Genomic DNA, 12,445 nt, shown 5'->3' with positions numbered 1-12,445 from the left:
CAGGGTCCATGGTGAACTCGGCCGCAACTTGCAACGCGCAGCGCTGGCTGTCCATCGTCGGGATTGGCGAGGACGGCGTTGACGGCCTCTCGACGCCTGCGCGACGTCTCATTGCGCAGGCGGCCCTCGTGGTCGGCGGCACCCGTCATCTCGAGCTTGCAGCGCCGCTGATTGCGGGCGAACGGCTGGCCTGGCCCAGCCCGCTGAAGCTTGCGTTCGATCAGATCGCGGCGCGACGGGGAGAGCCCGTCGTGGTTCTCGCAAGCGGCGATCCTTTCAACTACGGCGTCGGCAAGCAGCTCATGCAGCGTTTCGCGTCCGCCGAGATGCTGTGCGTCCCGCAGCCCTCGGCCTTCAGCCTCGCGGCGGCGCGGCTCGGCTGGCCGCTGCAGGACGTGGCGCAGGTGACGTTGCACGGCCGCGCGCTCGAAGGGATCATCCGCCATCTTGCGCCGGGGGCGCGCATTCTGGCGCTGGCCTGGGATGGATCCACCGCCCCAAGGCTCGCCGCGCTGCTGACCTCACGCCGCATGGGACGCTCGCGCCTGACGGTGCTGGAAGCGATCGGCGGCGCGCACGAACGGGTGCGAAGCGCGCTGGCTGACGCGTTCGATCTTTCCGATATCCATCCGTTGACCACGATCGCGATCGAGGTTGACGCAGAGGTTGATGCGCCCGTGATCCCGCTGACCGCCGGTCTTGCCGATGACCTATTCGAGCATGACGGCCAGTTGACCAAGCGCGAGGTCCGCGCCGTGACGTTGTCGGCCCTGGCGCCACGTCCAGGCGAACTGCTGTGGGACGTCGGGCTGGGCTCGGGTTCGGTGGCAATCGAGTGGCTGCTGCGTCATGGCTCGTTGCGCGTGATCGGCATCGAGGCGCGGCAGGACCGGGCCGACCGGGCGATGCGCAACGCGCTGGCGCTCGGCGCTCCCGAGCTGAAGCTGGTGATGGGGCGCGCGCCGGCGGTGCTGGCGGATCTCGAGACGCCGGATGCGGTCTTCATCGGCGGCGGCATTTCGGAAGCGGGGGTGTTCGAAGCCGTCTGGTCGCGGCTGAAACCCGGCGGCCGCCTCGTCGCCAACGTGGTGTCGCTCGAAGGCGAGGCGCGGCTGATCGAGTTGTTCGGCAAGCATGGCGGTGAACTGATCCGCATCGCCGTTTCGCGGATCGAACCGGTCGGTCGCATGCATGGCTGGCGGCAGGCCATGCCGATCACGCAGTGGCGGGTGACGAAGCCATGATCGCGCTCGGGATTGGCTGCCGCCGTGCCGCCAGCGTCGCAGACATCGAGGCGGTGATTGCACATGCGCTCTCGCTTGCGCGCCTCGCACCCGCGGACGTGGCGGTGCTCGCCACTGCGGCCGACAAGGTCAGCGAGCCTGGCGTGATCTGCGCCGCGCAGCGGCTTGGCCGTCCGCTGCTCGGAATTGCCTCTGCAGCGATGACGGCTGTCGCCGACCGCGCGATCACGCGAAGCGATCGCGTGAGGCGCTTGAAGGGTGTACCTTCGGTGGCCGAGACGGCCGCGCTGGCTGCCGCCGGCGCGAATGCCCGGCTGATCCTCGCGCGCGTCGCAAACGCCGCGGCGACCTGCGCGCTGGCGGAGGGCGAGGCTGTCACCGATGCGGAGCCTGCGCCATGACGGTGCACTTCATCGGCGCCGGTCCCGGTGCCGCCGACCTGATCACCTTGCGTGGTCGCGACCTGATCGCGCGCTGCCCGGTGTGTCTCTATGCGGGCTCGCTGGTTCCTCAGGCGCTGCTCGATCATTGTCCGCCCGGTGCGCGTATCGTCGATACCGCACCGATGTCGCTCGACGAGATCGTGGCCGAGATCGAGCGTGCCACGCTCGCGGGCGAAGATGTGGCGCGGCTGCATTCCGGCGATCTCTCGATCTGGAGCGCGCTCGGCGAACAGCTGCGGCGCCTCGACGCGTTGAGGATACCCTACACGATCACACCCGGCGTGCCGTCGTTCGCGGCGGCGGCGGCCGCGCTCGGTCGCGAGCTGACCTTGCCGGGACTCGCACAATCGGTGGTGCTCACGCGTACCTCCGGCCGCGCTTCGGCCATGCCCGAGACGGAACAGCTCTCGCTGTTCGCGCAGTCGCGCGCCACGCTCGCCATCCATCTCTCGATCCACGTTCTCGATAAAGTCGTCGAGGAGCTGCGGCCGCACTACGGCGACGACTGTCCGGTGGCGATCGTCTATCGCGCGAGCTGGCCGGATCAGTTGATCCTGACCGGCACGCTGGCGACGATCGTCGGGCAGATCACGACTTCCGCCGTGGAGCGGACCGCGCTGATCCTGGTGGGCCGCGCGCTCGCAGCTGAGGATTTTCGCAATAGCGCGCTGTATGATGCCGATTATCAGCGACGCTTCCGCGGGAGGGGCGAATGAGCCGGCCCGTAACTCTGTCCGACGAGCCGGCCATCGCGGTCGAACACGGCGACATCGAGCGCAATGTCGTTGTCGCTCAGCGCACGCCGCGCCGTCTGCCAGGCGGCGTGCGCGACGACCTCGCCGGCCGGAAATCCGAGCCGCTCGGCCTCCTGAAGCACCTGCAGCGCGGTGTTGGCGGTGCGCGCGGTCGTGACCAACGCGTCCGGCGCGCCGGCGTCATGCAACGTGTTCGCGAGCCAGCCGAGATCGACTTCGCCGGCGCGCGAATGCAGGTCGAGCAGGCCCTGGCCGAGCTTGGTCATCTTGGCGAAGCCGCCGGCCACGGTGATGCGGGCCACCGGATGCCGGCGCAGATATTTCAGCATGCCGCCGGCGAAATCGCCCATGTCGATCAGCGCCGTCTCCGGCAGGCTGTGGAGCTGCTGCACGGCCTTCTCCGACGTGCTTCCCGTCGCGCCGGCGATGTGCGGCAGGCCGGCGGCGCGCGCGACGTCGATGCCACGATAAATGGAGTGGATCCAGGCGGCGCAACTGAACGGCACGACGATTCCCGTGGTGCCGAGGATCGACAGGCCGCCGACGATGCCGAGGCGCGGGTTCAGCGTCTTCTTGGCAAGCTCCTCGCCGCCAGGAATGGAGATCTCGATGATGACGTCGCCCGTCGCGCCGAGCGCTGCGGCGGCTTCGCCGATCGCCGCCGCGATCATCTCCCGCGGCACCGGATTGATCGCAGGTTCTCCCGGCGGCAGCGGCAACCCCGGGCGCGTCACGGTGCCGACGCCCGGACCTGCGCGGAACGTCATGCCGGAGTTGTCTGCACCGCGCCGCAGAGTCGCTTTGACCAGCGCACCGTGCGTGACGTCAGGATCGTCGCCGGCGTCCTTGATGACGCCGGCGGTTGCCTTCGCGCCGTCGGCCTCGTGCATCGCGACCGCAAAGCCGACACGACGTCCGCCGGGCAGGGCGATCTCGACCATGGCAGGACAGTTGCCCGTGATCAGCAGCTCGTAGGCGGCGCGCGCCGCGGCCGTGGCGCAGCTGCCGGTCGTCCAGCCACGCTTCAGCGGTCGGTTCGGCGGATCCGCGGTTTCCATCATGTCCGTTCGCATAGCACGTTTTGCCATGCCTCGGCGGCGTTGCGGCCATGACCAGGGTGGCGCCCAGCGGGATCATCATCGCCGCGCCGCGTTCGGGCGCCGGCAAGACGACGGTGACGCTCGGACTGCTGCGTGCCCTCAGCCGGCGCGGCACGCGCGTGCAACCCTTCAAATGTGGCCCCGACTATATCGATCTCGCCTTTCACACGGTTGCGGCAGGACGGACGAGCTACAATCTCGACAGCTGGGCGATGTCGGCGCCGCAACTGCTGGGGCTTGTCCGCGACGTTGCCGCCGACGCCGATATCGCCATCGTCGAGGGCGTCATGGGCCTGTTCGATGGCGCGTCGCATCCCGGACGCGCGGGCAGCGGCTCGGCCGCGGGTCTCGCAGCCCTGACCGGCTGGCCGGTGGTGCTCGTTCTCGATGTGAGTGGGCAGACCGAGACGGCCGCTGCCGTCGCGCTCGGCTGCGCGCGTTTTCGCGACGATGTTCACGTGGCCGGCGTGATCCTCAATCGGGTCGCGAGCGAGCGGCATAGGGCGCTCATCGAGCCGGCGTTCGCGACCATCGGAATCAGGCTGCTCGGCGCGCTGGCGCGGGACGCGCAATTGACATTTCCCGAACGTCATCTCGGACTGGTCCAGGCCCAGGAGATCACGGCCCTCGAAGCCCATCTCGAGCGTCTCGCGGCAAGCGTCTCCGGAGCCGTCGATCTCGAGGCGCTGCTGGGTCTCGCGAATCCGATCCGCTCTACCGATCTCGCTGCGCAGACATCTGGCCCTGGCATCAAACCGCCCGGACAGCGCATTGCGCTTGCCGCAGATGCGGCCTTCTCGTTCAGTTATCCGCATCTCCTGCGGCACTGGCGCGCTCAGGGCGCGGAGGCCATCCCGTTTTCGCCGTTGAACGACGAGGCTCCAGATCCCGCAGCCGACGCGGTCTGGCTGCCAGGCGGCTATCCCGAATTGCATGCGGGACGGTTGGCCTCGGCGCGGTCGTTCCTCGATGCGCTGCGCGCGATGGCCTTGCGCGGCGTGCCGATCCACGGCGAGTGCGGTGGCTACATGACACTGGGGGCGGGACTCGAAGATGCCCACGGTGTCCGGCATGCGATGGCGGGGCTGCTGTCGCTGGAAACCTCGTTCGCACGACGCCGCTTGCATCTCGGCTACCGTCAAGCGACCCTATTGGCCGATTGCAGCCTCGGCCGAAGGGGCGCCGTCGTTCACGGTCACGAATTCCACTATGCAACCATCCTGAGCGAGGCAGACGATCCGCTGATCGCGTGCCGCGATGCGTCGGGCGGCGTCGTCGCCGAGCGCGGCGCCCGGCGCGGGTCGGTGACCGGATCGTTCCTGCACGTCCTGAGCGGGGAGGGCGCATGAGCGAGCCAGGCCGAAGCCCTCCGCAGTTCGACGCGACATTCCGGCAGCGCTTTGCCGAGCTGGTGCGCTGGCGTCGCGACGTCCGCCGTTTCCGCGCCGATCCGGTCTCCCCAGAGCTGATCGAACAGTTGCTCGCGCTCGCGTCCCATGCGCCATCTGTCGGCTTCTGCCAGCCCTGGCGGTTCGTGCTCGTCGAGAGCCCTGAACGCCGCGCGACGGTCATGGAGAACTTCCAGCACGCGAACCAGGCCGCGCTCGCCGGCTATGATGGTGAGCGCCGCGCGCTTTATGCAAGCCTCAAACTGGAAGGGTTGACGCAGGCGCCGGTCCATCTCGCCGTCTGCGCCGACGAGGGCGCTGCCACCGGTCATCGGCTCGGCCGCGCCACGATGCCGGAAACGCTCCGCTACTCGGTGGTGGCGGCGATCCAGACGTTCTGGCTGGCGGCGCGCGCCGAAGGTCTCGGCGTGGGCTGGGTGTCGATCCTGGACCCGGCGGCTGTCTGTCGCGAACTCGCGTTGCCGTCCGACTGGAGCCTGATTGCGTATCTCTGCGTCGGCTGGCCGCAGGAGGAACATGACGATCCCGAACTGGAACGTCACGGCTGGGAAACGCGGCTCGACCAGACAGTGATCAAGCCGCTCAAGCGCTAGGTCACGATGCGAGCGCCAACGCCGGTGCGTCAACCGTCCTTGGCTCGCCAACAGCGCCCGCGGCGCTCATGAGCTGAAACCGTGTGCCGTGCAGGTTGATGGTCAGTGGAATGCCGCGGAAGTCGTCGTGAAAGGCGCGGATGCGGCGCGCCATTTCGGCCGGATCGATGTCGGCGGACATGTCGCACATGGCGGCGTACATCTGTCTGGTGCTCTTCGCCCCGCTCCAACCGACGCCGAGCGCCGGCAGCGGGCCGGCATGGCAGGCGAGGTCGCGCGACATGCGCCAGAACAAATAGGCGAGCCGCACGAACGTCATCTGCTCCAAACCACGGACATCCACGCCGCGCGGGATGTCGAACGTCTCGACACCGACGATCGGGCCGCAGTCGACACGGGTCTCCATCACATGGGCCGTTGCGCCGAAGCGTGTCGCACCGTCGTACATCGCGAAATGAGCCGGCGCCCAGCCCGGATAATCCGGCGGGGCCGGATGAAAATTGTAGGCGCCGTGGCCGAGCGCCTGAAGGATGTCGGCAGGCACGATGACGCCGGTCGTGAAGGCAAGCAGGCGGGATCTGCCGAGCACATCGCGTTCGATGGCTTCGATGTCCTGCAGGCTGACCGCGAAACGGAATGCGAGGGCAGGGTTGTGCGCCCGTAGCAGCTCCGACAGCGCAAGTTGTTGGTCGCGGCTGCCGGTGAGAAGAATGATGGCGTCGAACATGATTTGTCCTGGTTGGCGTCAGCGGCGATGGGCGTTGAAGGTGGCGGGCCGGTGCGCAGCTCCGGAGGTGGCCGTCGCGGCGAACAAATTGGCCGGCAGCTCCTGACCGGGGATGATCTCGAGCACCATGTTGTCGGCCAGCAAAGCGGCCTCCCGCGCGATGCGAACCTCCGGCTGCCACGAGCACAGTGAGAGCTCGAGGCGGCCAAAGCCGCCGCAATCAGCGACGAAGGCGCTGGTCAGCTTCTCGATGCTGTCAGCGGCGGCGCGTGCGCTGCTGCTTCCGACGTCGCGCAGGATGACCGTGACACCTCTGTCGGATTTTACTTTCGAGCGCACCACGAGCAGCGACTCCAACGCGCCGACGCGCCCGGCCCGCCGGGGCGACCGCGCCACCTCGGCAAAGTCCGGGTCGGGACCAAGATCAGCCTTTGTCGGCTTCAGATTGTGGACGATCGTCGCGTTGCGGACTCCGGCTTCCCCTGCGACGGCATGGTAGCTGCGGGGAAGCCAGACCGTGTCGAGCGCGATCTGGGAGCTCACCGCACTCCAGGCCTGATCGATCTGATAGCCGTCCCAGATATCGGGATATGAAGAGGCGATCTCACGCCAGGTTGTCAGCATTGTCCCGGCCGCCTTGGACCGGCCGAAATAGAGGGTGCGCGGCGACATCTCCCAGCCGTTCCACTTATGGACGGCAAAGTCGCAGCCTGCCAGATGAGGAAGGTCCGGAGGTGCTTGGAACATCACGTCGGCCTCGACGTACAACAGCGGTTCGCGATTCCGCTGCCACATCCGCGCGATGAAGTCGGCCTTGTCCGCAGCGCTCAGGCGTTCGCCGGGGCGGCGATCGATCGCCTCGACGTCGAATGGGAGCCCGAGCCGTTGCAACGAGCGTCTGAGATGATAGACGTGCAAGTCGCCGACCGTCGTTGAATGGCAGGACACGACACGCATCGCAGTTGCCGGTGCTGCGTCCGGCGCAGGCCAGTCGCGGCCGCCCCACCATAATTCGTGCGGGCCGTCGGCTGAGGTGCCGACGGTGCCGAACTCGGTCAACTTGGATTTCAGGAAATCGAACGCGGGGTTTTCGCCGAAGGGGATCACCACGGCGTCATGCGAGGTCAGCGCGCCGTACAGCAGCTCCGCCCCGGCGCCCGTTGGCGGGTCGATCAGGACGATAGTACGGCCACGGCCAGGCGGTGGAAGGTCATCGCAGTGAACCACCGGCCCGAATGTTCGCGACAGCCATTGCAGACGATCACCTTGCCGCTGACCGAGCCTGACGCCGTGAGCGCGCAGGCTTTGCACCGGGTCGTGGTCGTTGGTCTTCAGATCTTGTCGCGTCATGCCGGGCCCTCCCGCACAATAGAACGGACCACGTCGGCCAATCAGGCGCGTCGATCGCGCATGCGCTTGCGTCGGTGTCTTGCGATAATGCGAGTAAGACCGGGCTTTCGACACGGAAAACGCGAACTTCGTTTCGCAATATTGCCGGGCGCGCTGCTCGAGGCCGCAACAGATGACAAACACCGTGGCTGCGCGAGCAGAAGTATTCGCAATCACTTCGATCTAGTGCGCCTTATCAAGGCCGAAGCGGACGATTGGTCTCGTAAACGAAGTCGCAGTGCGGATCACGAGTTTCACACCGGATATATCGCGTGCGGTGACGCTCTGGAGCCTCGATGCAGATCGAAACATTCAGCAACATTCGTTGACGCTATAGACATGTTAGCCATCTACGCGCGCGCGTCGGCGGCGTGCGACGCAGCGCGTCGATCGCTTCATCTATCGTGCTATCAGCAACTATAACGTACGAACGCGATGGATCAGGCGCGCAATGTCGCAAAAGTCGTCACGCGATTCAAAAATCGCGTCCGCGGCAACTGACAGAGTCGAAAAATGCGATAATTTCGTCGAGGTGATTCGGAAAAAATTGCCGGGCGAGATGATCGTTTCGCAATAATTCCGAACCTTGCTCAACCGCGGACTTTGTGTGCGCGGTATGCATCCACGGATGCTGTTAGTAAGCGTTGCAGCTCGCGTTTTCTGCTGAATTCGTCTTCTGGAATGAATCCCCCGCCATGCCGAACATCGGCCTCTCTTTCTCAACGATCGTCGGGCGCTCGATCCGCGTGCGGCAGAATTTGCCTGTCCCTGGGCAAAACATTCCATCTAACTACCTGAAAAGTCACAAAAAATCTTCGCCTGCTTCTTTCGGTCGCCACGTTCAACGATCGGAAGCCGTCTGCGAATGCCGCATTCGGCATTGCGGGTTGGAGATTCGGAAATGAGCTACGCGCTGGACGTCTGGGCCCCGGCCGATGGCATATCTTCGAAAGAGCCGGGGTCCCCGGACGTCGCGGCGCTGTCGTCGAGCGAGTCGGCCAGCACGGTTCCCGACTCCGCGCCGCCAGGCGAGACCGCGGTCTTCGACGAGGACAAGGACCTGCTCGACCGGCTCGCCACCGGAGAGGAGCTCGCATTTCGTCTTCTCGTCGAGCGCCACATCGATCGCGCCTATGCGATTGCGTTGCGCATCGTCGGCAATGCCGCCGACGCCGAGGACGTCGTGCAGGACACGATGTTGAAGGTCTGGACTCACCGGGGGCGGTGGCAGCACGGTCGCGCCAAATTCTCGACCTGGCTCTATCGCGTCGTCAGCAACCGCTGCATCGACATCCGCCGCAAGCCGCGGACCGAGAATGTCGACGTGGTACCCGAGGTTGCGGACGGCAAGCCGGATGCAGTGAGCGTCATCGAGCGTGCGGAGCTCAGCGTCCTCCTGGAGGGAGCGATGCAGCGGCTTCCGGAGCAGCAACGGATCGCCGTGATCCTGTCGTATCACGAGAACATGAGCAACGGCGAGATCGCCGAGGTGATGGACACGACAGTGGCCGCCGTGGAGTCCCTGTTGAAGCGGGGACGCCAGCAACTGCGCGACATGCTGCGGCGTCACGAGCGCGACATTCGCGGCGCCTTCACGGATTGCTAACCATAAAATTCTCGGCGCAGGAGAATTCCCGCCTGAATCCCGCAGGCGCTTCCGTTTGATCGGTCAGACGGGGCCGATCCGCACCGTCAGTCCTTCCACGATGCGGCGTGCTTTGCCGATCACTCAGGAGTCCTCACCGTGCCCGCAATTTCCACCAACATCGCCGCCAACTCCGCCGTCCGTTACCTGAACATCAACTCCAACCAGGAGACGAGCTCGCTCGCCAAGCTGTCGAGCGGTTCGCGCATCACGTCAGCCTCGGACGACGCGGCCGGTCTCGCCATTTCGACGCGCATCTCGTCGGACATCACCACGCTGCAGCAGGCTGCGACCAACGCGGCGCAGGCGACGTCGATCCTGCAGACAGCGGATGGCGGCGCGTCCAACATCAGCGACATCCTGGCGCGCATGAAGTCGCTGGCCTCAGAGTCCGCATCGGGCACCACGGTCGGAACCAGCCGCACCTACATCCAGTCGGAATTCTCGCAGCTGATCAGCGAAATTTCGTCGATCGCGACCGGAACGCGCTATAGCGGCCAGAGCCTGCTCGACGGCACCAGCACCTTCTCGTCGGGCGTCTCGGTCCTGGTCGGCTCGTCCGCGTCCGACACCATCAACATCACGCTGTCGGATCTCACCGCGAGCACGCTCGGCGTCTCGTCGCTCGACGTCAGCACCCAGACCGGCGCGACCGCAGCCTTGACCGCTCTCGACACCGCGATCGACACCGTGTCGAAGGCCCGCGCCGACATCGGCGCGCAGGAATCGCGTTTCAACTTCTCGGCGGACTCGATCTCCACGCAGACGCAGAACCTGCAATCGGCCAACTCCGCGATCAAGGACGTCGACATCGCGTCGGAGCAGGCGAAACTGTCGTCGGCGCAGGTGAAGACCCAGGCCGCGGTGTCGGCGGAAGCCGCCGCCAACCAGATCCCGCAGTACCTCCTGAAGCTGCTGGGCTGAGTTGTGATCTGCCGGGCCGGCGCCTCGCCGGTCCGGCTTTTTCCTTGGAGGACGACGATAGATGACGGTGAGCAGCGCAACCTCGAGCACGAGCAGCACGACGTCGTCTTCTTCCTCATCATCGACGAGTTCGAGCAGCTCGCTCACGACGTCGGGAACGAGCACGACGAGCACGATCGACTGGACTGCGCTGATCGAATCCGCGGTCAATGCCAAGCTCACCCAAGCGACCCAGATCTCGACCAAGATCACGGCCAATGAGGCCAAGATCACGGCCTACCAGACGCTGCAGACTGCGCTGAAGACGCTGTCTTCGGGATTGTCGTCACTGGCGACGTCGATGGTGAACTCGCTTGCGACGAACGCCTTCGCCACGCGGGCCGCCACCATCAGCGCGACCGGCGACGTCAGCGCCTCATCGGCTCTGTCGATGTCGGTGAGCAACGGTGCTGCGACCGGCAGCCACACGCTGACGATCGGCCAGATCGCCACCGCACACAAGGTGACGGGCACGGCGCAGTCGAGCCAGACCGCGGCACTCGGCTATTCCGGCACGTTCTCGCTCGGCCTATCCGGCGGCAGCACGGCCGACATCACCATCACCAGCGGCATGTCGCTGCAGGATGTCGTCGACGCGATCAATGCCCAGACCTCTACGACCAATGTCGAGGCGTCGATCGTCCAGGTATCGAGCGGGTCGTATCAGCTGGTGCTGACGGGAACCCAGGATTCCGCTGACATCACCTATGCCAGCTCGTCCGGCGACGACGTGCTCAACAAGCTTGGCGTGACCGACAGCTCGGGTGCCTTCACGACCGTGCTGCAGACGGCGCAGGAGGCGGAATTCACGCTCGATGGGATCAGCCTGACGCGCAACACCAACGACATCACCGACGTTCTCAGCGGCGTCACCTTCGATCTGCTGCAGGCGACTCCGTCCGGAACGACGCTGACCGTCACCATCGGGACGGACACGAGCCAGATCTCGTCGGCATTGCAGACATTCGTCACCGACTACAACGCATTCCGCGATGCCGTGATCGCGCAGCAGACCACCAATTCGGACGGGACGGCGTCCTCGAGCTCCGTCCTGTTCGGCGACGGCACCATGCGCGACATCATGAATTCGCTCCAGGCAGTGCTCGGAACCTCGGTCGGCGGGCTGACGATGGCGGACCTGGGCCTGTCGTTCAACGAGAAGAACGAACTCGAGCTCGATACTGGCACCCTGTCGACGATCCTCAGCACCAATCTGAGCGGCGTGACGACGTTGTTGTCGGCGCAGACCAAGACCTCGTCGAGCCAGCTCAGCGTAGTCAATACCGGATCGTCGCCGCAGTCGTTCACCCTGGATCTGACTGTGGACTCGTCGGGGACGCTCACGACCGCGTCGGTCGGCGGCGACAGCTCGCTGTTCACGGTCAGCGGCAACACGATCGTGGGCAATTCCGGGACGATCTATGCCGGGATGGCCTTCACCTACACCGGCTCGACGTCGCAATCGGTCACCGTGACCTCCACACAGGGGCTTGCAACCCAGATCTACCAGATCGCCAAGACCGCATCGTCCAGCACGGGATCGCTGCAGACGCTGATCGACAATCTGACCTCGCAGGACGAGACGATGCAGGCCAAGGTCGATGACATCAAGAGCTCGGCCGCCACGTTCCAGACTCAGCTCACGGCGCAATACGCCAAATATCAGGCCGCCATCGAGAGCGCCAACAACACGCTTACCTATCTGAAAGCCCTTCTCAACGCGAGTTCGAGTAACTGATGACCCAAAATTCGATGGCGCAATTCGCAAGTCAGGCCTATCGCGGTGCTGCGGTGGCCGTTCCGCCGCTCCGGGCCGTCATCATGCTGCTCAACGGAACGATGCTGAGCTTGCAGAAGTCGCTGCAGGCGCAGGAGGCCCGCCGCTTCGAGGAGGGGCACATCCATGTGACCCGGGCGACCGCCATCCTGCGCGGATTGAGCCTTCACCTTGATCCAACGCGCGGCGGGCCGGTCGCCGACCAGCTGTTCGGAACCTACAACGCCCTGATCGTGGCCGCGCTGCGGGCCTACGGTCGACCTCACATGCGCGAGAATTTCCAGCGGATCACTCAAAGTTTGCTGGAGCTGCGGGAGGCGTGGGAGGCTGTCGATGCGGCAGCCCGGGGAAAGCGAGCAGCCGGTGATTCGGCCAACCGTCGGTAGCTCTGTCCGAATCA

General features: G+C 65.7%; 12 protein-coding genes. 9 read left to right on the top strand and 3 right to left on the bottom strand.

Features of this window, described 5'->3' with window-relative positions; translation table 11 throughout:
- Positions 1–8: 8 nt before the first annotated feature.
- From cbiE to cobM, 3 genes are read left to right on the top strand one after another with little or no spacing between them, the layout of a single operon-like run.
- The gene (gene cbiE, locus QX135_RS17970; protein WP_316162604.1) at positions 9–1,244 is read left to right on the top strand and encodes a precorrin-6y C5,15-methyltransferase (decarboxylating) subunit CbiE; all 1,236 of its coding nucleotides are present in this window, start codon (positions 9–11) and stop codon (positions 1,242–1,244) included.
- Positions 1,241–1,645, top strand: coding sequence for a cobalamin biosynthesis protein (locus tag QX135_RS17965; protein ID WP_315739759.1), 405 nt, complete (start codon positions 1,241–1,243; stop codon positions 1,643–1,645). Before cbiE ends, QX135_RS17965 begins: the two co-directional genes overlap by 4 nt.
- A complete protein-coding gene (cobM, locus tag QX135_RS17960) occupies positions 1,642–2,403 on the top strand; it encodes a precorrin-4 C(11)-methyltransferase (RefSeq protein WP_315777618.1) in 762 nt (253 codons plus the stop codon). Before QX135_RS17965 ends, cobM begins: the two co-directional genes overlap by 4 nt.
- On the opposite strand, the gene QX135_RS17955 is transcribed toward cobM, so the two are convergent.
- The gene (locus QX135_RS17955) at positions 2,373–3,503 is read right to left on the bottom strand and encodes a cobalt-precorrin-5B (C(1))-methyltransferase (RefSeq protein WP_316162602.1); all 1,131 of its coding nucleotides are present in this window, start codon (positions 3,501–3,503) and stop codon (positions 2,373–2,375) included. The two genes, cobM and QX135_RS17955, sit on opposite strands and share 31 nt — an antisense overlap.
- 47 nt (positions 3,504–3,550) lie before the next feature.
- Between QX135_RS17955 and QX135_RS17950 the strand changes: the two genes are divergently transcribed.
- Complete coding sequence (locus QX135_RS17950; protein ID WP_316162600.1) at positions 3,551–4,891, top strand: cobyrinate a,c-diamide synthase; 1,341 nt, start codon at positions 3,551–3,553, stop codon at positions 4,889–4,891.
- Positions 4,888–5,544 carry a 5,6-dimethylbenzimidazole synthase gene (bluB, locus tag QX135_RS17945; protein WP_316179306.1) on the top strand — a complete coding sequence of 219 codons (657 nt, stop codon included), beginning with the start codon at positions 4,888–4,890 and terminating at the stop codon, positions 5,542–5,544. The genes QX135_RS17950 and bluB overlap by 4 nt, the downstream gene beginning before the upstream one ends.
- Position 5,545: 1 nt before the next feature.
- Here bluB and QX135_RS17940 read toward each other — a convergent pair whose 3' ends face one another.
- Entirely contained in the window at positions 5,546–6,271 is a 726-nt protein-coding gene (locus QX135_RS17940; protein ID WP_316179308.1) for a formyltransferase family protein, read from the bottom strand.
- Between the two features lie 18 nt (positions 6,272–6,289).
- Positions 6,290–7,621 (bottom strand): hypothetical protein, encoded by a 1,332-nt coding sequence (locus tag QX135_RS17935; RefSeq protein WP_316179310.1) that lies wholly within the window; start codon positions 7,619–7,621, stop codon positions 6,290–6,292.
- 940 nt (positions 7,622–8,561) lie between these two features.
- Between QX135_RS17935 and QX135_RS17930 the strand changes: the two genes are divergently transcribed.
- From QX135_RS17930 to QX135_RS17915, 4 genes are all read left to right on the top strand, one after another.
- Positions 8,562–9,266: an RNA polymerase sigma factor gene (locus QX135_RS17930; protein ID WP_315756401.1), complete on the top strand. Its 705-nt coding sequence runs from the start codon at positions 8,562–8,564 to the stop codon at positions 9,264–9,266.
- Positions 9,267–9,404: 138 nt separating this feature from the next.
- Complete coding sequence (locus QX135_RS17925; RefSeq protein WP_315739750.1) at positions 9,405–10,229, top strand: flagellin; 825 nt, start codon at positions 9,405–9,407, stop codon at positions 10,227–10,229.
- A 61-nt stretch (positions 10,230–10,290) separates the two neighbouring features.
- Positions 10,291–12,006 carry a flagellar filament capping protein FliD gene (fliD, locus tag QX135_RS17920; protein ID WP_316179312.1) on the top strand — a complete coding sequence of 572 codons (1,716 nt, stop codon included), beginning with the start codon at positions 10,291–10,293 and terminating at the stop codon, positions 12,004–12,006.
- Positions 12,006–12,431: a flagellar export chaperone FliS gene (locus QX135_RS17915; RefSeq protein WP_316179314.1), complete on the top strand. Its 426-nt coding sequence runs from the start codon at positions 12,006–12,008 to the stop codon at positions 12,429–12,431. Before fliD ends, QX135_RS17915 begins: the two co-directional genes overlap by 1 nt.
- Positions 12,432–12,445: the final 14 nt, after the last annotated feature.

Origin of the sequence: Bradyrhizobium sp. SZCCHNR1098 (assembly GCF_032489375.1) — a bacterium.
Classification (GTDB): Bacteria; Pseudomonadota; Alphaproteobacteria; order Rhizobiales; family Xanthobacteraceae; genus Bradyrhizobium.
The sequence above is the reverse complement of the archived record's forward strand: the minus strand, read 5'-3'. Positions and strand labels throughout refer to the sequence as shown.

Bases quoted from the DNA above. Each gene is read 5' to 3' on its own strand.
- cbiE (WP_316162604.1), top strand. From the start codon at position 9: ATGGTGAACTCGGCCGCAACTTGCAACGCGCAGCGCTGGCTGTCCATC.
- QX135_RS17965 (WP_315739759.1), top strand. From the start codon at position 1,241: ATGATCGCGCTCGGGATTGGCTGCCGCCGTGCCGCCAGCGTCGCAGAC.
- cobM (WP_315777618.1), top strand. From the start codon at position 1,642: ATGACGGTGCACTTCATCGGCGCCGGTCCCGGTGCCGCCGACCTGATC.
- QX135_RS17955 (WP_316162602.1), bottom strand. From the start codon at position 3,503: ATGATGGAAACCGCGGATCCGCCGAACCGACCGCTGAAGCGTGGCTGG.
- QX135_RS17950 (WP_316162600.1), top strand. From the start codon at position 3,551: ATGACCAGGGTGGCGCCCAGCGGGATCATCATCGCCGCGCCGCGTTCG.
- bluB (WP_316179306.1), top strand. From the start codon at position 4,888: ATGAGCGAGCCAGGCCGAAGCCCTCCGCAGTTCGACGCGACATTCCGG.
- QX135_RS17940 (WP_316179308.1), bottom strand. From the start codon at position 6,271: ATGTTCGACGCCATCATTCTTCTCACCGGCAGCCGCGACCAACAACTT.
- QX135_RS17935 (WP_316179310.1), bottom strand. From the start codon at position 7,621: ATGACGCGACAAGATCTGAAGACCAACGACCACGACCCGGTGCAAAGC.
- QX135_RS17930 (WP_315756401.1), top strand. From the start codon at position 8,562: ATGAGCTACGCGCTGGACGTCTGGGCCCCGGCCGATGGCATATCTTCG.
- fliD (WP_316179312.1), top strand. From the start codon at position 10,291: ATGACGGTGAGCAGCGCAACCTCGAGCACGAGCAGCACGACGTCGTCT.
- QX135_RS17915 (WP_316179314.1), top strand. From the start codon at position 12,006: ATGACCCAAAATTCGATGGCGCAATTCGCAAGTCAGGCCTATCGCGGT.